Source organism: Roseospira marina, assembly GCF_014197855.1.
Taxonomy (GTDB): Bacteria; Pseudomonadota; Alphaproteobacteria; order Rhodospirillales; family Rhodospirillaceae; genus Rhodospira; species Rhodospira marina.
On the sequence record NZ_JACIGJ010000012.1, the window covers coordinates 1 to 18,306 of the forward strand.

Annotated in this window: 15 protein-coding genes, 1 tRNA gene and 1 pseudogene; 7 read left to right on the forward strand and 10 right to left on the reverse strand. The window is 68.0% G+C overall.

The window, feature by feature from the left end; all coding sequences use genetic code 11:
- Positions 1 to 204, forward strand: a pseudogene (locus GGD82_RS14570) (IS5/IS1182 family transposase); the annotation flags it as partial.
- An 86-nt stretch (positions 205 to 290) separates the two neighbouring features.
- Here the strand turns inward: GGD82_RS14570 and GGD82_RS14575 are convergent.
- Positions 291 to 367 (reverse strand) — tRNA-Arg (locus GGD82_RS14575).
- Positions 368 to 993: 626 nt separating this feature from the next.
- Between GGD82_RS14575 and GGD82_RS14580 the strand changes: the two genes are divergently transcribed.
- Positions 994 to 2,076: a hypothetical protein gene (locus GGD82_RS14580; RefSeq protein ID WP_311731962.1), complete on the forward strand. Its 1,083-nt coding sequence runs from the start codon at positions 994 to 996 to the stop codon at positions 2,074 to 2,076.
- A 315-nt stretch (positions 2,077 to 2,391) separates the two neighbouring features.
- On the opposite strand, the gene GGD82_RS14585 is transcribed toward GGD82_RS14580, so the two are convergent.
- The 4 genes from GGD82_RS14585 to GGD82_RS14600 all read right to left on the reverse strand — a co-directional run bounded on the left by GGD82_RS14585 (position 2,392) and on the right by GGD82_RS14600 (position 8,138).
- A complete protein-coding gene (locus GGD82_RS14585; protein ID WP_150064134.1) occupies positions 2,392 to 2,811 on the reverse strand; it encodes a response regulator in 420 nt (139 codons plus the stop codon).
- A gap of 345 nt (positions 2,812 to 3,156) precedes the next feature.
- Positions 3,157 to 4,446 carry a diguanylate cyclase domain-containing protein gene (locus tag GGD82_RS14590; protein ID WP_150064135.1) on the reverse strand — a complete coding sequence of 430 codons (1,290 nt, stop codon included), beginning with the start codon at positions 4,444 to 4,446 and terminating at the stop codon, positions 3,157 to 3,159.
- Positions 4,447 to 4,872: 426 nt separating this feature from the next.
- Complete coding sequence (locus tag GGD82_RS14595; RefSeq protein WP_150064136.1) at positions 4,873 to 6,264, reverse strand: ABC1 kinase family protein; 1,392 nt, start codon at positions 6,262 to 6,264, stop codon at positions 4,873 to 4,875.
- 2 nt (positions 6,265 to 6,266) lie between these two features.
- Entirely contained in the window at positions 6,267 to 8,138 is a 1,872-nt protein-coding gene (locus tag GGD82_RS14600) for a M3 family oligoendopeptidase (protein ID WP_150064137.1), read from the reverse strand.
- Positions 8,139 to 8,355: 217 nt separating this feature from the next.
- Between GGD82_RS14600 and GGD82_RS14605 the strand changes: the two genes are divergently transcribed.
- The 4 genes from GGD82_RS14605 (at position 8,356) to GGD82_RS14620 (ending at position 13,455) form a co-directional block, all read left to right on the forward strand.
- Positions 8,356 to 10,173 carry an AMP-dependent synthetase/ligase gene (locus GGD82_RS14605; RefSeq protein WP_150064138.1) on the forward strand — a complete coding sequence of 606 codons (1,818 nt, stop codon included), beginning with the start codon at positions 8,356 to 8,358 and terminating at the stop codon, positions 10,171 to 10,173.
- 195 nt (positions 10,174 to 10,368) lie between these two features.
- Entirely contained in the window at positions 10,369 to 11,274 is a 906-nt protein-coding gene (locus GGD82_RS14610) for a class II glutamine amidotransferase (RefSeq protein ID WP_150064139.1), read from the forward strand.
- 121 nt (positions 11,275 to 11,395) lie between these two features.
- A complete protein-coding gene (locus tag GGD82_RS14615; RefSeq protein ID WP_150064140.1) occupies positions 11,396 to 12,082 on the forward strand; it encodes a GltB/FmdC/FwdC-like GXGXG domain-containing protein in 687 nt (228 codons plus the stop codon).
- Between the two features lie 26 nt (positions 12,083 to 12,108).
- Positions 12,109 to 13,455 (forward strand): FMN-binding glutamate synthase family protein, encoded by a 1,347-nt coding sequence (locus GGD82_RS14620; protein WP_150064141.1) that lies wholly within the window; start codon positions 12,109 to 12,111, stop codon positions 13,453 to 13,455.
- Positions 13,456 to 13,495: 40 nt separating this feature from the next.
- Here the strand turns inward: GGD82_RS14620 and GGD82_RS14625 are convergent, their stop codons facing one another.
- Positions 13,496 to 14,092: an NnrU family protein gene (locus GGD82_RS14625; protein ID WP_150064142.1), complete on the reverse strand. Its 597-nt coding sequence runs from the start codon at positions 14,090 to 14,092 to the stop codon at positions 13,496 to 13,498.
- Positions 14,093 to 14,315: 223 nt separating this feature from the next.
- Here GGD82_RS14625 and GGD82_RS14630 point away from each other — a divergent pair, with 223 nt between their 5' ends.
- Positions 14,316 to 14,747 (forward strand): universal stress protein, encoded by a 432-nt coding sequence (locus GGD82_RS14630; protein WP_150064143.1) that lies wholly within the window; start codon positions 14,316 to 14,318, stop codon positions 14,745 to 14,747.
- Positions 14,748 to 14,822: 75 nt separating this feature from the next.
- On the opposite strand, the gene GGD82_RS14635 is transcribed toward GGD82_RS14630, so the two are convergent.
- From GGD82_RS14635 to GGD82_RS14650, 4 genes are all read right to left on the reverse strand, one after another.
- Positions 14,823 to 16,061: an ABC transporter substrate-binding protein gene (locus GGD82_RS14635; protein WP_150064144.1), complete on the reverse strand. Its 1,239-nt coding sequence runs from the start codon at positions 16,059 to 16,061 to the stop codon at positions 14,823 to 14,825.
- Positions 16,062 to 16,171: 110 nt separating this feature from the next.
- Complete coding sequence (locus GGD82_RS14640; RefSeq protein WP_150064145.1) at positions 16,172 to 16,756, reverse strand: amino acid synthesis family protein; 585 nt, start codon at positions 16,754 to 16,756, stop codon at positions 16,172 to 16,174.
- On the reverse strand, positions 16,753 to 17,349 hold the full coding sequence (locus GGD82_RS14645; RefSeq protein ID WP_211364852.1) for an amino acid synthesis family protein: 597 nt from the start codon (positions 17,347 to 17,349) through the stop codon (positions 16,753 to 16,755). Before GGD82_RS14645 ends, GGD82_RS14640 begins: the two co-directional genes overlap by 4 nt.
- The gene (locus GGD82_RS14650) at positions 17,342 to 18,277 is read right to left on the reverse strand and encodes a UPF0280 family protein (RefSeq protein ID WP_375782132.1); all 936 of its coding nucleotides are present in this window, start codon (positions 18,275 to 18,277) and stop codon (positions 17,342 to 17,344) included. The genes GGD82_RS14645 and GGD82_RS14650 overlap by 8 nt, the downstream gene beginning before the upstream one ends.
- Positions 18,278 to 18,306: the final 29 nt, after the last annotated feature.

The following is an 18,306-nucleotide window of genomic DNA, read 5'->3' on the forward strand; positions in this document are numbered from 1 at the left end:
GGCGCCGAGGCGGTGATCCCCTGCAATCCCACCCGAAAGCGGCTCATCGCCTACGACGCCCAAGCCTACAAGATGAGAAACACGGTCGAGCGGTGCTTCAACAAACTCAAGCACTTCCGCCGCATCGCCACGCGCTTCGACCGGCGTGCCATCCACTTCCTCGGCTTCCTGCAGATCGCAGCCGCCATGCTCTGGATGCGCTGAATGTCGAGTCAGCCTAAGGGGTGGGACCTCAAACGCGCAACGGCGGCCCGGAGGCCGCCGTTGCGAGACGTAAGTGTCTGAAATTATGGCGCGCCCGAGAAGATTCGAACTCCTAACCTTCTGATCCGTAGTCAGATGCTCTATCCAGTTGAGCTACGGGCGCCCGGGGCAGCGGTCGGTGCCGCCGTCAGGGAGGGCGGTTTATACGGAACCCGCCGGATGCCGTCAAGAGCCTTTTCGCCTTGGCACGGGGAGCACGCAGCCCGGGCGCGTCCGGAGCGCCGTCCGGGCATCACGACGTTCGGCCCCCCTGACCAAGCCCCCATCCGGGGGCCGGGCATGGACCCCAAATGCGGGGTCCCAAGTGCGGGCCCCGAGTGTGGCCATTGCACCGCACCCACACGCTCACACGCGAAACCCCACGCCGCGCCCGCGAAATGCGGCTTGTTCCGGTTGGGCGCTTTACGTAAACTCCCGGCACCTTGTATAACCCCTTGTATCGTTGGGGGGTGCGGCAGACGCTTCCGGTGGCGGGGGGCACCAAGGACACGGTTTAGGGCCGCTCGTCCGCCGGATTCGGGCTGGAGGACGACCTTCAGCCGGGAGGGGCGTTTCCGGTGCGGGTGACGAGCTCCGGACCCATCGTGCATGATCCGGGACAGAAACCACACGCGGTGCGCTCGAACTGCGGACCGACGGTCGCTTCGGGGATTCCCGGCTGCGACGGTGCAAGAACGACACCAAGAGATTACAAAAAGGTTTTCGCTCATGCCCCTTCGGAAACGTCACGTGGTCCTGGCAGCGGCGCTGCTGGCCCTGGCCGGATGTGATTCCGTCGGCAACCCCTTTCCTTCACTGAGCGGGCCGTCGTCCTCCTCCTATGCCGCCAACCAACCGCCGCAGTTGGGCAACACCTACTTCGAGCCGTCGGGCGTCTCGCCCGGGTCTCCGACCGGGACCTACGTTGGGCAAAAGGTGCAGGGCTTCCGGGCTGAGCTTGGCGAGCTTCAGGGCGCCATCCGCTCACAGAACGAACAGCTCCAGACCGTCCGCAACAAGACGATCCAGGACTCCCAGGCGTACCATGAGAACGTCGCGGGCATGAACGCGCGGCTTCAGGTCGGCACCACGCCGGGCAACCCGGTCCTGATGAATCGGTGGGAGCAGGCGCAGGGCCAGCTCAACACCATCAACGACGACATCATCCTGATGAACCAGCTGTCGGCGCAGATCACCACCAGCTCCGCCATGGCGAACTACCTGCTGGATTCGGTCGGCGCCGCGTACTCCCTGTCGGGGGCCGTTGACGAGGACCACCGCCAGCTTCGCGTGGTCGAGGACGAGACCCAGCAGACCGTGGTGCTGATCGAACGCCTTCTGAACGAGCTGTCCCAGGACATCGCCCGCCAGCAGCAGTACGTCGGCAACGAGAAGCAGAACCTCAACGCCCTCGCCCTGGCGATCAAGAACGGCCAACTCTATGGCACCAGCTTCGCGAACCGCCCCATTCTGGGCAACGCCAACGCCCAGATGGCGGCCTCGGGGCTGCCCGGACCGGGTGGCTTCGCCGGCGGCCAGCCGCTGGTGATGGTGCGCTTCGACCGCAATTCAGTGGATTACGAAACGGCGCTGTACGAGGCGGTCAACAACGCGCTGGCGCGCTACCCCAACGCCGGCTTCCAGGTCGTCGCGGTCGGTCCAGCCGTCAACGCGGTCGGCCAGTCCACCCAGAACACCGCGCAAGCCCGCCTGTATGCGGAGCGTGTGGTGCGCTCGCTCCAGTCCATGGGGGTCGATCCGAACCGCATCGGCCTGTCGGCCACGACCAGCGCCTCCGCGCAGTTCCCGGAAGTCCACGTCCTGGTGCGCTGACGACCGGACGGCCCTGCCGATGTGGTGGGGCCGATGCGGTGGGGCCGATTTGGTAGCGGCTGCGTGGCGGGAGACTCGACGGACGTCGACGCGGGCATCGCTCCCTCCGAACCGGTTCACGCGCAAAAAAACCCAGCGACGATGAGACAGTCTCATCGTCGCACAGTCTCATCGTCGCGTGGCATGACCCCGTTGTGGCGCGATCGGCTCGAGAGCCTTTTTTGCGTGACACCGGAATCAAGCAGAAGTGCTTTATCACATTGATCTTTAAGAAAATCGTCGTCGCACTCGGCTCCAGATCGCTCGGGACTTGGTCTAGTGCGAGGGCAGGCGCACCATATTGCGCCAGAAACTCTCGATGCCTTTGACCACCTCAATAAAGCGGTCGAAATCCACCGGTTTGACGATATAGCAGTTCGCGTGCAACTCATAGCCGTGCTGAATGTCGGACTCGGCCTGCGATGTCGTCAGCACGATCACGGGCGTGCGCTTCAGGGCATCATCCCGCTTGATTTCCGCAAGGACCTCACGGCCGTCCTTGCGCGGCAGGTTCAGGTCGAGCAGGACGAGGTCCGGACGCGGCATGGAGGCGTAATGCCCCTCGGCCCGCATGAAGGCCATCGCCTCGATGCCGTCCTGGACAACATGGAGGCGCGTTTCGGAGCCCCCTTCCTTGAAGGCCTCCGACGCCAGTCGCGCGTCGCCTGGGTTGTCTTCGACAAGAAGGATGTCCATTGGCTTACCCTGACCCATTGCCCCCTGTCCGCCTTGCCTCGCTGACACACACGGCCCCATATCGCTCTCACGGAAACACATCGCGCCGTTGCCCCCCACCGCGAACGCCATATATCATGCGCCATTCGGCAGCCCTGGCGGTTCCTTCGCGCGCGACCGGCTCTCCGGGACACAATATACTGTGGTATAATCGCGCCCCGCGCCACACCGGGTTCACGCACGATGCCGCCGCGTTTCGCTCTTGGCGTACCTGCCGTCGCACCCGGGCCCGGATCGCTCAGATGGTCCACACTGCGGAAAAACATGGGGCGCGTGGACTGATGCCCTTCCGTTGATGACCGCACTTTAGCACGCGGCGACCGGTCCGGAGAAGAACCGGATGGCGTTCTTCCCGCCCCTCTTCGCTTGGTACATCGCGGTGTCGGCGGCGTGCACCAGTTGGTCCTGGCTCAGCCCATGGTCGGGAATCATGGCGATTCCAATGCTGGCGGTCAGATGCGCCGCACCGATATCGCAGGCAAACGGGCGCTTGATTTCGCCCAGCAGCTTTTCCGCCACGGCAGCCGCGGCATTCCGGCCCCGCACCTCGGGTAGGATGACGACGAACTCGTCGCCCCCCAGCCGGGCCACTTCATCCGAAACGCGCACGGCCCCCCGCAGACGTCCAGCGATTTCGCGAAGCACGGTATCGCCGACCGCGTGGCCCCGGGAATCATTCACCGCTTTGAAGCCGTCCAGATCCAGGAACAGCAGGGCCGCCTCGCGCTGATAGCGGGAGGCCTGTTCGATGGTGCTGGCCAGAAGGCGGTTGAAGAGCTGGCGGTTCGCGAGCCCCGTCAGCGGGTCCGTGGTGGCCTGACGCAGCAACTCCTGCTCGGCGCGACGCCGAAACGCGATGTCGGTGAAAATCGCGACGTACCCCGCCGTGCCGCCGACAGCGTCGGTCACGACATTGATGCGCAGCCATTCCGGCGCGACCTTGCCGTCCTTGCGCCGTGACCAGATCTCGCCCTCCCATGCGCCCGTCTCGCGCAGTTGGCGCCACAGATCGTCATAGAATTGCGGTTCATGGACGCCGGAGCGCAGGACGTTGGTCTGGCTGGCAATCACTTCGCTCTGGCGGTACCCGCTGATCCGGCAGTACGCGGGGTTCACGCGCACGACCTTGCCGGTGGCGTCGGTGACCATGATCCCGGTGTCGATGTTCCGGAACGCGGCCTCGGCCAACAGAAGCCGCTGGTTGGCGCGATGCCGCTCGACCGCATACAGGATCGAGCGCTTCACCAATTGCCCGTCGCCGCGCCCCTTGACCATATAGTCCTGGGCGCCGCGCTGCACCGCCCCGATGGCGGTCTCGGTGGCGTCGAGCCCGGTCAGAACGACGATGGCGATATCGGCCCGCGCGCTGTGCAGGGTTTCCAACGTCTCGAGACCCTGCGAGTCGGGCAGACTGAGATCGACCAGGATGACATCGAACGAGTCGCGCGACAGATCGATCAGGGCTTCGTTCAGGGTCGTGACGTGGGTAAAGGCGAGAGGAGTCCCGTCCGCTTCATCCAGCAAGAACTGGATAAGCTGCGCGTCCGCGATGTTGTCCTCGATCAACAGGCACGACAGCCCGTCTCGCGTATCCATGTTCCGCCGCCACCGTCATCCGCTCGAGTCCAGGCGAGTCCGTGAGCCTTCGCCGGGCTCTGGGGCGGCACGACCGACGCAACCACCGCATGTCGGGCCCGCGCGGTGCGTGTCCGACCGCGTACAGCCACACCCCGGCCCCCCGGCACGGAAAGGGTGCTCGTACAGGCACCGCAGCCCAGCCCGCCCGGACAGAGTCGGTCGGGCCGTGCGCGGATCCCGGAGTCCTCCCGCCTCGTACGGCTTCCGAGGATGGCCGGCCAAATATCCGAGTCCGTGTCTCGGAATTACCCTTGGCCGGGGGCGAACCTTTGATCTACCTGCGATTCAACACGGACCACGCCCCCGAGGTCAAGGTCCAAGACGAAGACTCTCGGCGGGGTTGATTGGGGGCCACCACCGGGGCCGCCCCGACGAGGACGACGGTTAGGCGCTCTTCGGCGCGGATCCCGCCGGGGTGTCCTCATCCGCGAGGTTCAGGTCGGCGGCCTCCAGCGCCGCGCGCTGGCGGGCGGCCAGGGCGTTGACGTCGAAGTCGTCGATCAGATTGCGGAACATCTGGTGCCAGTTGATCTCGGCCTTCAGGTGCAGGAACACCGAGCCGAGGCCGATGGCCGCGCGATCCATCAGGACGAATTCGCGCGGCGGCTTGACGCCCCCGACCTTCTTGAGCTTCTCGTGCACGCCCTCGGCCACGGAGCGGCCCTGGTTGCCGCCGTTGGTCTCTTGGATGCGGCGGGTCCGGTCTTCCATCAAGGGAGCATAAATGAACCGCGCCCAGACGTTCAGAACCTCGATCAGCTCCTTATCGAGATTGGTGAAGCCCCAGTTCTCGTAGGCATGGACGGCGCGCTCCATGTCATCGTCGCGCAATGCGAAGAACAGGTCGATGACGCCCTCGACGAAGGTCGGGCGGAAGACGCGAATGGCGCCGAAATCCAGCAGATTGATGCTGGTGTCGTCGCGGACCGTGTAGTTGCCCAGGTGCGGGTCGCCGTGAATGACGCCGTATTCATAAAATGGCACATACCACGCCCGGAACATGTTCATGGCGATCTCATTGCGGACCCCCGCCGGCGAATCGACGAAGGACAGCATCCGCTGGCCATCCAGCCAGGTCATGGTCAACAGGCGGCGCGTGGACAGATCCGGGATCACCCGCGGGACGTGCACCGTCGGCACCTCCTGCAGCATGTGCCGGTACAACGCCATGTTGCGCGCCTCGCGCCCATAGTCGAGTTCCTCACGCAAGCGCTCGGTAATTTCGGCATGGATGTCGCTGGGGTCGATCGCGGTGTCGTAGCGCCGGTACAGCGTGATGATCCAGCGCAACTGCTTCAGGTCGGCCTCCACCACGGACGCCATGTCCGGGTACTGCAGCTTGCAGGCCAGCGGGGTGCCGTCGTGCAGCGTGGCCCGGTGCACCTGCCCCAGCGAGGCCGCCGCCGCCGCCGTGGGTTCGAACGATCCGTAGCGGCTTTGCCAGTCGGCCCCCAGTTCGGTCTTCATGCGCCGGCGCACGAACGGCCCGCCCATGTGGGGCGCGTCGGCCTGAAGCTGCGCCAGTTCGCGCGAGAACTCCTCGGGCAGCGCCTCGGGGATCGACGACAGGATCTGGGCCACCTTCATCAGCGGCCCCTTCAGGCCGCCCAGGGCCTCGCGCAGATCCTCGGCCTGCCGGCTCTTGTCGAACTTCATGCCGAGATAGCGCTCGCCCGCCGCGCGCGCCGCGAACCCGCCCATGGTCGAGGAGACCTGGGCGTAGCGGCGGACACGACCGCCGAAGTTGTTGGTTTCGCCTTTGCCGTGTTCGGCCATGGTCAGGCCACCTGCTCCAGTTCGTCGATGAAGCCCTTCAGCACGTCCAGGCCGCGCCGCCAGAACGCCGGGTCGCTGGCGTCCAGCCCGAACGGCGCCAACAGCTCGCGGTGGCGCAGCGTGCCGCCGGCCGCCAGCATGTCCAGGTATTTGTCCTGGAAGCCCTCGACCGTGCCCGACTGGTAGACCGCGTACAGGCTGTTCACCAGGCAGTCACCGAAGGCATAGGCGTAGACGTAGAAGGGCGTGTGGATGAAATGCGGGATGTAGGTCCAGAACACCTTGTAGCCGTCGTCGAAGTCGAACGCCGGCCCCAGGCTCTCGGCCTGAACCTCCATCCAGATGGCGTTGATGCGCTCTTCGGACAGCGCGCCCTCGCGGCGCTCCGTATGCACCTTACGCTCGAACTCGTGGAACGCGATCTGGCGCACCACGGTGTTCAGCATGTCCTCGACCTTGCCGGCCAGCATGGTGCGGCGACGACGCGGGTCGGTCTCCGCGTCGAGCATGGAGCGGAAGGTCAGCATCTCGCCGAACACCGAAGCCGTCTCGGCCAGGGTCAGCGGCGTGTCGGCCAGCAGCACGCCCTTGGGCGCGGCCAGCACCTGATGGACGCCGTGGCCCAGTTCGTGCGCCAGCGTCATGACGTCGCGGGTGCGACCCATGAAATTCAGCAGCAGGTACGGGTGCGCCGACGGCACGGTCGGATGCGCGAACGCGCCCGAGGTCTTACCCGCGCGCGGCGGCACGTCGATCCAGGCGTTATCGAAGAACCGCCGGCCCACATCGGCCATGCGGGGGCTGAACGCGCCGTAGGCGCTCAGCACGGTGTCGCGCGCCTGATCCCAGGTGAAGCGCCGGTCCTCGGCGTCCGGCAGCGGGGCGTTCCGGTCCCAGGTCGCCAGTTTGTCCTGGCCGAACCAGCGCGCCTTCATCCCGTAGTACCGGTGCGCCGTGTCCGCGAACGAGTCCTTCACCGCGGCCACCAGGGCGTCGACGACCGAATCCTCGACCTGATTGGCCAGATTGCGCGCCGCCATGGGGTGGTCGTACCGGCGCCACTGGTCGTCGATCTGCTTGTCCTTGGCCAGCGTGTTCGTGATGTGCGCGAACAGCCGCGTCTGCCCCGACAGCCCCTGACCGATGGCCTTGGCCGCCGCCTCGCGGCGGGCACGGTCGGTGTCGGAAAGCTGGTCCAACGCCTCCGTCACGGTGCGGGACTCGCCGTCGATGTCGAACCGCATGTGGGCCAGGGTCTCGTCGAACAGCCGCACCCAGGCGGAACGTCCGGCCACGTCCTTTTCGTGCAGCAGCCGCTCCATCGCCTCCGGAAGCTCATGGTTCCGGAACATGCGCAGGTCGCGCAGCCACGACTGGAATTTGGCCGCCTCCGGCGCCGTCAGACGCTCGGCCAGGGCGTCGTCGTCGATCTGGTTGATCTCCAGCGTGAAGAAGAGCAGCCGGGAGGAGATCTCCGTCACCGCCTCGTGCAGGCCCTGATAGAACCGCCCGACGGTCGGGTCGGTCTGGTCCGTGGCATGGCGAAGCTGGGCGAACGACATCAGGCGGTACAGCGTTTCGCTGATCCGCTCGTACTCCGCGATCGCCGCCCCGAGGTCCGCACCGGACAGGCCGGCCACGGTGCCCATGTAACGGTCGCGGAAGGCGGTCGCGGCCGTGCCCGCAGCCTCCCGGTCGGCGGTCAGGGCGGGGTCGTCTGGACCCGCGTACAGGTCGCTCAGGTCCCAGGCCGGCAGGTCGTGTGGCGCGGCGTCGGTACGTTCGGCGGGGCGCGTCACGGGGGCGGCGCCCTCCGGCGCGCGGAGGGACGACCGATGGCGGGCGGCGTCAGAAACGGCGGGTCGATGGATCATGCGGAACTCTCCCTTTCACGTTCGCGATATGGTGACGTGACGCGCCCGCGTCCACCGTCGTGTTTTCGCAACGCGCAGGGGCGCGCGCCCGCGCGACTTCGCTCTTGCCTTCGCGGGCGCGGACGACCAAGAAAGGGGCCGGTCCAGAACCGCAAGCAAACACAAGACGATCCGGCGGACTCGCCCGACCGGATCCGGATCCCCGGGAGCGACGTCCGTGCTGTTTTCCAAATCCCGTGCGACCGATCCGGCCCATGACTCGGACCTGATCGGGGTGTTCCTGAGTCAAGCCGAGCGATTTGCCCGCCAACCCCTGCTCTGGCGCAAGGTCGACAAAACCTACCGGCCCATCTCGTGGAGCGAGGTGGAGCGTCAGGCGGTCGCCCTGGCCAACGCCTTGCGCGACCATGGCATCGAGTCGGGCGACCGGGTGGCGCTGGTCTCCGAAAACCGGCCCGAGTGGTTCGTGGCCGATCTGGCCATCCTGATGGCCGGGGCGGTCGTCGTGCCGTGCTATGTGACCAATACGGTCGCGGACCATCTGCATGTGCTGGACGACAGCGGCGCCAAGGCCATGGTGGTCTCAACGCCGAAGCTGGCGCCACGCGCCATGGAGGCCGCCAGTCAGGCCCGTGTGACGCCCTTCGCCATCGCCATCGAGAACACGCCGCGCCAGCAGCACACGGGCATCGACGTGCTGAGCTGGTCGGACCTGATGGTGCGCTACAGCAATCGGCCGCGCCCGCCGACCATCGCGGCGATCGAACCCGACGACCTCGCGGCGATCATCTACACCAGCGGCACCGGCGGCGCCCCCAAGGGCGTGATGCTCAGCCACGCCAACATCCGGCACAACTGCCGCGGCGCTTACGAGGTGCTGAAGACCATCGGCCTGGGGCGCGAGGTGTTCCTGTCGTTCCTGCCGCTGTCGCACTCCTACGAGCACACGGCGGGCCTGCACTTCCCGATCGCCATCGGCGCGCAGGTGTATTTCGCCGAAAGCCTCGACCGGCTGTCCGCGAACATGCAGGAGGCCCGGCCGACCATCATGACGGCGGTGCCGCGCCTGTACGAAACCATGCGCAACCGCGTGATTCGCGGGCTGGACACGCAGAGCGCACGCAAGCGCACGCTGTTCCAGAGCACCCTGGACATGGGCCTGAAGAAGTACCACCACCCGGAGCGCATGACCCTGCGCGACCATGTCGTGGACTTCGTGCTCGACCGACTGGTCCGCAACAAGGTGCGCAAGCGCTTCGGCGGCCGGCTGAAGGCCATGGTCTCTGGCGGCGGGCCGCTGAACGTCGAGGTCGGGCTGTTCTTCCACGCGCTCGGGGTGCCGATCCTTCAGGGCTACGGCCAGACCGAGTCCTCGCCGGTCATTAGCTGCAACCCGCCCGGCAAGGTGCGGATACACACGGTGGGGCCGCCGGTGAAGAACGTAATGGTTCGCTTTGGCGAGGACGGCGAAATCCTGGTCAAGGGTGGCAACGTGATGCTGGGCTACTGGGGCAACGAGAAAGCCACGCACGAGGCCATCGACAGCGACGGCTGGCTGCACACCGGCGACGTCGGGATGATCGACGCCTACGGCTACATCCAGATCACCGACCGCAAGAAGGACATCATCGTCAATTCGGGCGGCGACAACATCTCGCCGCAGCGGGTCGAGGGTCTGCTGTGCCTGGAGGCGGAGATTGCCCAGGCCATGGTCTACGGCGATCGACGGCCGCACCTCGTCGGGCTGATCGTTCCGGACGAGGAGTGGCTGACGCGCTGGAAGGCGCGCGCCAACAAGGACGGGACCCTGGCCGAGCTGGCGGAGGACCCGGACCTGCGCAAAGCGCTTTCCGACGCCATCGGGCGGGTCAACAACAAGCTCGGGCAGGTGGAAAAGGTGCGCCGGTTCATGATCGCGCCAGAGCCGTTCACCGTGGACAATGACCAGATGACCCCGACGCTGAAGGTCCGGCGGCACATTCTGAAGTCCGTCTATGGCCACCGGCTGGAGAAGATGTACGGCGCGGAGCGGTGACGGGTTCGCGTATCCTCGGAGTGTAAAGCGGCCGCTGTTTCGGCCCAGACGTGTGGCAGGTCCAACCGCAGGATGGACTTGACTCCGTCTGTGCGCGCGACATAGTGAACGACAGGAAAATTATTTTCCTGTCTGTTCATGACGCCGGACCCCGTCCTGCGACGGCGGATCCGCCCGCGACCGAGGACACCCGCCATGTGTGGCATCGTAGGCCTGTTCCTGAAAGACCCGGCGCGCCATGCCGCCCTGGGCGCCCTGTTCGCGCCCATGCTGGTCGAGATGACCGAGCGTGGTCCGGACAGCGCGGGCATTGCCGTGTACGGCGACCCCGCCCCAGCGGGCGGTCGGCACGTCGTGCTGGTTCATCCCACCCCCGGGTTCGACTGGGCGGCGGTCGGGGAGGGGCTGTCGGCCCGGGCCGGCGGTCTGGTCGGGGTGACCGTCCGCGACACCCACGCGGTGATGACCCTGCCCGCCGTGGACTGGGCGCCGCTGGCCGCGTGGCTGGCGCAGGCGCATCCCGACGTCGCCGTGGTCAGCGTCGGCGAGCGGCTGGCGATCTTCAAGGAGGTCGGGCCCCCCGCCCGCGTGCTCGACCGCTTCGGTATCGCCGACATGGCCGGCAGCCACGCCATCGGCCACACCCGTATGGCCACGGAAAGCGCGGTCACCACGGCCGGCTGCCACCCGTTCAACACCGGGCCGGACCTGTGCCTGGTCCACAACGGCTCCCTGTCCAACCACAACCGGTTGCGGGCGTGGTTGCGGCGGCATGTGGGCGTCCCCTTCGCCACCGACAACGACAGCGAGGTCGCGGCGGCCTATCTGACGTGGCGCCTGTCCGAGGGCGACACCCTGGGGGCCGCTTTGCAGGCGGCGCTGCGCGACCTGGACGGCTTTTACACCTTCTGTGTCGGCACGCGGGATGGCTTCGCGGTGCTGCGCGACCCGATCGCGTGCAAGCCGGCGGTGCTGGCCGAGACGGACGACTGGGTGGCGATGGCGTCGGAATACCGCGCCCTGGCCGGCCTGCCGGGGGTCGAGACCGCCCGCGTCTGGGAACCGGAACCCGCCACCGTCTACACCTGGAGTCTCAACTAAGGTTCGCGCCCGGGGCCGGCGACCTCGTGGAGGCCCCCGGCCCCGGCGCTCCGCCGCAATGCGGCGCCGATGCGGTCGCATCGGTTTTGGACCGGCCACGCGCGCAAGGACGAGAGACGTGATGGATACCATCGATCTGGATATTGTCCCTCTGCGGGACCTGAACGCCCGGCTGCACGATCCGGCCGAGGTCGCCCGCATCACGGACTGGCGGATCACCAACAGCAAGGGCCGGCACAACATCGCGGTCGGGCTCGACGCGCCGGTGACGGTCAGCATCGCCGGGCATGTGGGCTACTACTGCGCCGGCATGAACGAGCAGGCGACGGTGGAGGTCCACGGCAACGCCGGGGTCGGCCTCGCCGAGAACATGATGAGCGGCCGGGTCGTGGTCCATGGCAACGCCAGCCAGGCGGCCGGGGCCACGGCGCATGGCGGCCTGCTGGTCATTCACGGCGATGCGGCCGGACGCTGCGGCATCTCGTTGAAGGGCGCGGATATCGTCGTGAAGGGCTCCGTCGGGCACATGACCGCGTTCATGGCGCAGGCGGGCCGTCTGGTGGTCTGCGGCGACGCCGGGGACGGCCTGGGCGACTCCCTGTACGAGGCCGTGATCTACGTGGCCGGATCGGTGCACGGCCTGGGCGCGGACTGCGTCGAGCAGCCGATGGAGGACGCCGACCGGGCGGCCGTGGCGGAGCTTCTGGCCACCGCTGGGATCGACGACATCGACCCGTCCCGCTTCCGCCGCTATGGCTCCGCCCGGGAGCTGTACACCTTCAAGATCGAGAACGTCGGCGCGTACTGACGCGGCGCTGGAGAGGAACCCTGACCATGAGCCGTCCCGACGATACCGCGCCGCCCAGCCTGGACTCTCTCTGGGGTCAGCGCGAATCTCAGACCTTCGACCGCCACACGATCCATGAAATCCACCGCGCGGCGCGCGAGGGCCTGTACCGGATCCGCGGCTTCGGCGCCAAGCGTCCCCTGCCCCACTTCGACGATCTGGTGTTCCTGGGGGCGTCGATCTCCCGGTACCCGCTGGAGGGCTACCGCGAGAAATGCGACACCACGGTGACCCTGGGCACACGCTTCGCCAAGACGCCGATCACCCTCCGGACGCCCATCACTATCGCCGGCATGAGCTTCGGCGCCCTGTCCGGCCCGGCCAAGGAAGCCCTGGGGCGCGGCGCCAACGCGGTCGGCACCAGCACGACCTCGGGCGATGGCGGCATCACGGACGAGGAGCGGACGTACTCCAAGACGCTGGTCTATCAGCTTCTGCCCAGCCGCTACGGCATGAACCCGAAGCACCTGCGCAGCGTGGACGCCATCGAGATCGTGGTGGGCCAGGGCGCCAAGCCGGGCGGCGGCGGCATGCTGCTCGGCCAGAAGATCAGCGACCGCGTCGCCCAGATGCGCACCCTGCCCAAGGGCATCGACCAGCGCTCGGCCTGCCGCCATCCGGACTGGACCGGGCCGGACGACCTTGCGATCAAGATCCAGGAAATTCGCGAGATCACCGATTGGGAAAAGCCGATCTACGTCAAGATCGGCGCCACCCGCACCTATTATGACGTGATGCTGTGCGTAAAGGCCGGCGCGGACGTGATCGTCTTGGACGGTATGCAGGGCGGCACGGGCGCCACCCAGGACGTGTTCATCGAGCACGTGGGCATTCCCACACTGCCCGCGTTGCGGCAGGCGGTGGAGGCGTTGCAGGAGCTGGACATGCACCGCAAGGTGCAGCTCATCGTCTCCGGCGGCATCCGCACCGGCGCCGACGTGGCGAAGGCCCTGGCCATGGGCGCGGACGCGGTCGCCATCGGCACCGCCGCGCTGATCGCGCTGGGTGACAACCACCCCAGCCTTGCCGACGCCTACCAGCGCATGGGCACGGTGCCGGGGCTGTTCGAGGATTGGCAGGCCGGCAACGATCCCGCCGGCATCACCACCCAGGACCCGGACCAGTACAGCCGGCTTGACCCGGAGGTCGCCGGGCACCGGCTGGCGAACTATCTGCGGGTGCTGACGCTGGAGACGCAGACGCTGGCGCGGGCCTGCGGCAAGAGCCACGTCCACAACCTGGAGCCGGAGGACCTGCGCGCCTTGACCGTCGAGGCCGCCGCCATGGCGGGCGTGCCGTTGGCCGGCACGGACTGGATCCCGGGCCGGTCCTGAGACATCGGGGGAGCGGGCACCCCGCTCCCCGTGTCGGGGCTCAGCCGCCCGGGACCAGCGGAGCCTCGGCACCGAACAGGTACGGCATGGAACTGACGCCGAACAGGATATGGTGCGCGCCGATCATGACGACCGTCAGGCCCAGGCCGATGACGATCACCAGGATATCCTTCCAGCGCGGCTGCGGGGCCGGGCGCGGCGGCTGCGGGCGGCTCACCTGCCCCAACAGGTTCATCACGGAATAGAGCGCGAAGCTGCCGAACAGCAGGCCGGACGGCGCATCGGAACTGGCCAGCAGGTGTGACCCGGACCACAGCAGCACGCCCAGCGTCATCGGGTGGCGCGTCACCCGCTTGATGGTGCAGGGCACATAGGCCGCCACCAGCAGGATGAACGCCAGCGGCATGGCGACCAGGGGCACGTACACCCCCCAGGCGGGCGTGTCATAGCCGCGCAGCGGCGGCGCCTGGCTGAAGCCGTAGATGATGAGCCCCACGCCGACCGCCGACAGCAGCGAAAACACGGCCTTGTAGGGCATCACCCCGATGCCGTTCACCAACCGACCGCGCAGCACCGGAACGGTCGGGATGATATGGGTCAGGAAGAACACCAGGATACCAAGGGCCAGAAGCGTCATGGGTCGCGTCCAGGACAGGAGGAAGGCCAAAAGCCGGAAAACCGGCGGGAGTGTAGTGCCAATCGCCCGGGTGGCTCAATCGCCTTCCTTGCATTCGAAAACCCCGGACCGGATCCGCGTGCCGCGCGGGGGGCCCTGGTTCGCAGCCGGTTGCAACCCGCGTCGGCTCCGCTAAGCTGAGGCATCATCCGATGCCGCCCTTTTCCTGCGGAGACCTGCCATCATGTTCAAGAGAATCCTCGTTTCGGTCGATCTGGACGCACCGTTCGACTGGGACAAAACGTTTCCCACCGCCGCCGATCTCGCGCGTCAGTGGGGGGCGTCGCTCGACGTGATGACGGTGGTGCCGGACTTCGGCATGAGCATGGTCAGCCAGTTCTTCCCGACCGGCTACGAGAAGAAAATGGCCACCATGGTCATGGACCGCCTGCGCGAGCAGGTGGACTCGCGTCTCCCGGAGGGCATGACCGCCAGTCATCTGGTCGGCGAGGGCAATGTCTACGAGGCCGTGCTGCAGATGGTGGGGGAACGCAAGATCGATCTGGTCGTGATCGGCGCCCACCGGCCGGAGCTGAGCGACTACCTGCTCGGCCCGAACGCGGCCCGCGTCGTGCGGCACGCGCACTGCTCCGTCCTGGTCGTGCGACACCGATAGCGTCCGTTCGGCCGGATCCGCCTGCGGTGCACGGCTCGCACCGCAGGCGGGTCTCGGAACACGACGCGGCGCGTCTTACGGCCGCAGCGCGGCGGCCTCCTCTTCCGACGGCAAGTAGTCGGCGCCGTCCCGGTAGCTGACGTCGACCATCACGCCCTTGCCGTCGCGCACGGCGGTGCGTCCGACGAACGCGCCCATGGTGGACTGGTGATCGGCGGCCCGGTAGGTGATGGTACCGAACGGAACCTCCACCTCGACGCCCTTGGCGGCCTCGATCAGGGCGTCGGTGTCGGTGGAGCCGGCCTTCGCCAGGATGGCGGCGACCGACTTCATGGCGGCGTAGCCGACCACCGAGCCGAGGCGCGGATAATCGTCATACTTGGCCTGATACGCCTCCAGGAACGCGGCGTGCTCCGGCATGTCGACCGAGTCCCACGGGTAGCCGGTGACGACCCAGCCCTCCGGCGTTTCGGCGCCCAGCGGATCCATGTACTCGGGCTCGCCGGTCAGCAGGCTGACCACCTCGCGGCCTTCGAACAGGCCGCGTGTGGTGCCCTCCCGCACAAACTTGATCAGGTCGGGGCCGAAGGTGACGTTGAAGATCGCCTCCGGGTCGGCGGCGGCCATGGCCTGCACGGTCGCGCCGGCGTCGATCTTGCCCTGCGGCGGCCACTGCTCGTCCACCCACTCCACATCCGGCCGCAGTTCGGACAGCGCGGTCTTGAACGCCTCCACGGCCGCGGTGCCGTACTCATAGTTCGGCGCCACGGTGGCCCAGCGGGTGACGTCGAGCTTGGCCGCCTCCTCCGCCAGCATCCCCGCCTGCATGGAGACCGACGGCCGCAGACGGAACGTGTAGTCGTTGCCCTTCGCCCAGACGATGGCGTCGGTCAGCGGCTCGGCGGCGACGAACAGGATTTCACGCTGGTTGGCGAAGTCGGCGACCGCAAGGCCGATGTGCGAGAAGAAGGTACCCATCAGCAGGTCCACGCCCTCCAGCGAGACCAACTCGTTGGCGGCGGTGACCGCATCGCCCGGCTTGCCGGCGTCGTCCTTGGAGATGACCTCGATGGGGCGGCCATCGACTCCGCCGGCGGCGTTGATTTCTTCCAGCGCGAGCTGCCAGCCGAGGCGATAGGGTTCGGTGAACGCGGGCAGGCGTGTGTAGCTGTTGATCTCGCCCACCTTGATCGGATCGGCGGCGAGGGCCGGCGCGCCCGACAGGGCCGCCAACCCCACGGCGGCAAACGTAGCGCCGGCCGCGGCGCGGAACAGGCCGCGCCGGTTCAGCGTGGCGTGCGTCTCGAAGGTCATGGTGCCTGTCTCCTGCTGTCCCTGCGAAGTCGTTATGCGGCGAATGAGTGCACTCTCCCGTCACGGTAGCTATTCCGTGCTCGGTGTGCTGTTGAACCGCATCCGCGCGCTCAGCGCAAGCCATCCTCTCCGGTGATCTGGTCGGCGGCCAGGCCGCCGACGCGCGGCAGGGGCCGCCCGCTGTCCGTCACGGCGATGGCCACCAGGATTTCGTCGGCGCGCGGCGCGTCGTTGATCTGCACCTCCATGCCGTCGAAATGGCTGCGAACATAGGCCGCGTCCTTGTGCCCCAGCGGAATGTCGAGCACCTGGCCCGGCCCGCCCCGCTTTTTCGACGACGGCACCAGGGCCGCGCCCTTCTGCACCGCCTGCCGCAGGGGTGCCCCCATGCGCGGGTGCAGGATCGCGGCGGCGTGCTCCAGTTCCCCGTTCTCGCCCACCAGGGCGGCCTTGCCGTAGCTTTCCGCCTCCCCCGGCGCGATGCCGAGCGCGGCGACGGCGCGTTCGCCCAACAGGCCGCCCAACTCGGCGCCGATCTCCATCAACTCCGTCAGATCCTCGACGTAGCGGCCGGCGAACGGGTTGCGGATCACCGCCACGGCCGCCGCGCGGCGCGTGGGCGGGTCGATGGGGCGCCCCATTTCCCGGTGGATCTCGTCCACCACGACCATCAGCTTGCGAATGTCGGCCTTCATCGCAGTCCGTCCTCCCCCTGAATGGCGTCGGCCGCCAGCCCGCCCACGCGGGCGTGGATGCGCGGCCCGGTGGTCATGACCAGCACCACGGCCATTTCGTCGGCGCGCGGCGCGTCGGGGATGCCGACTTCCATGGCATCGAAGTGGCTGCGCACATAGGACGCGTTGATGTGCGTCACCGGCACGTCCAGCCGAGTCCCCGCCCCCCCGACCTTCTTGGTCGAGGGCACGATGGCCTTGGCGTCGCCCAGCACCGCCCGCATGGCGTAGCCGCCCGGAACATGCCAGAGCGCGCCGTGTTCGATCTCCCCGGCTGCGCCCACGATGGCCCCTTTGCCGTACCCCTCCACCACGGCGGGGTCGCCGCCCAGGGCCTCGACCAGCCGCCGGGCCATGGACAGACCGAGCGGCTTCAGAGTCTCCATGAAGGGCGCGATGTCGGGCTCGAAGCGGCCGGCGAAGGGGTTGGCGATCACGGTCACCAGGGCCGCGCGGCGCAGCGGGACGGCGGCGGGCGGGCCGCCCTCGTGAAAAATCTCCTCGACGCTGAGCTGCTGCTTGCGCAGGTCGAGGCCGGGCAGGGCATCAGACATGAAGCGGAACCTCCCGTAGGTCGGGGATGGACGACGGCGCGCGCGCTCCCTCAAGCGCGCCCACCACGCGCACCCGGTCGTGCAGGACCAGGACGGCACCGTGAACCAGACCCCGGTCGATACACTCCGACGCAAAGGTCGCACCCGCGTCAAGGGCGGCCGCCACGTCGTCCGGGGACAGCGGGCCGACTTCGACCGTCACCAGCCGGTCGCCCAGGTCGCTGTCCGGGTGCAGGGTGCAGGCCGGAACCCGGGTCACGGCCGGGTGCCCGGGGCAGTCCACGGCGTTGGCGATCAGGGTCGCGGCCACGTCGGCGGCGGCGGCGGTCGGGGCCAGAACGGTCACCGAGTCGGCCAGCCCCAGCGTCAGGCTGCGCCCGTGCCGGCCGCTGGTGGCCACGCCGCGCACGGGGCTATCGGGCGGGATCGCCACCGCGCCCGGGCTCGCCGGATCGGCCGGGTCCACCACCAAACCGATGCGCCAGGGCGCCGCACCGGGCGCCAGCCACAACGCGATATCCCCCCCGTTGTTGACGGCGGCGCGGGTCAGGCCCGGCGCGGCTATGATCGCCTCAAGCACGGCCTCCGCCACCGCGCCGGCCACCGCCGCCATCGGCGTGACGAAACCGGGGCGATAGGGCCAAGCCGCCGCCGCCATGCGCCGGGCGATGGCGCCGGTGAGGGGCAGCGTGCCCTCGGTCGGCACGGGCGAGCGCAAGACGGGCAGTTCGGCGACCAGTTCGGTCAGCACGGTCTCGAACCGCGCCACCGCCCGCCCATAGGCCGCGCGCACCGCCTCGGGCGCGCCCTCCGCCGTCACGATCAGGTCGATCGGACCGTGGTGGAGATGCATGCGCCGGCCATCCGGCAACAGGCGGTGGGAAGCGGTCTCCAGCGGCGCGGCCCTCCGGGTCCCAAGTGAAGCCAGGGTGAAGCCAAGTCTTCCGCCCGACGAAA

What these genes read in the sequence shown, in the direction of transcription:
- GGD82_RS14585 (WP_150064134.1), bottom strand. Translation starts at nt 2,811, where the DNA reads ATGGACATCCTTCTTGTCGAAGACAACCCAGGCGACGCGCGACTGGCG.
- GGD82_RS14590 (WP_150064135.1), bottom strand. Translation starts at nt 4,446, where the DNA reads ATGGATACGCGAGACGGGCTGTCGTGCCTGTTGATCGAGGACAACATC.
- GGD82_RS14595 (WP_150064136.1), bottom strand. Translation starts at nt 6,264, where the DNA reads ATGGCCGAACACGGCAAAGGCGAAACCAACAACTTCGGCGGTCGTGTC.
- GGD82_RS14600 (WP_150064137.1), bottom strand. Translation starts at nt 8,138, where the DNA reads ATGATCCATCGACCCGCCGTTTCTGACGCCGCCCGCCATCGGTCGTCC.
- GGD82_RS14610 (WP_150064139.1), top strand. Translation starts at nt 10,369, where the DNA reads ATGTGTGGCATCGTAGGCCTGTTCCTGAAAGACCCGGCGCGCCATGCC.
- GGD82_RS14615 (WP_150064140.1), top strand. Translation starts at nt 11,396, where the DNA reads ATGGATACCATCGATCTGGATATTGTCCCTCTGCGGGACCTGAACGCC.
- GGD82_RS14620 (WP_150064141.1), top strand. Translation starts at nt 12,109, where the DNA reads ATGAGCCGTCCCGACGATACCGCGCCGCCCAGCCTGGACTCTCTCTGG.
- GGD82_RS14625 (WP_150064142.1), bottom strand. Translation starts at nt 14,092, where the DNA reads ATGACGCTTCTGGCCCTTGGTATCCTGGTGTTCTTCCTGACCCATATC.
- GGD82_RS14630 (WP_150064143.1), top strand. Translation starts at nt 14,316, where the DNA reads ATGTTCAAGAGAATCCTCGTTTCGGTCGATCTGGACGCACCGTTCGAC.
- GGD82_RS14635 (WP_150064144.1), bottom strand. Translation starts at nt 16,061, where the DNA reads ATGACCTTCGAGACGCACGCCACGCTGAACCGGCGCGGCCTGTTCCGC.
- GGD82_RS14640 (WP_150064145.1), bottom strand. Translation starts at nt 16,756, where the DNA reads ATGAAGGCCGACATTCGCAAGCTGATGGTCGTGGTGGACGAGATCCAC.
- GGD82_RS14645 (WP_211364852.1), bottom strand. Translation starts at nt 17,349, where the DNA reads ATGTCTGATGCCCTGCCCGGCCTCGACCTGCGCAAGCAGCAGCTCAGC.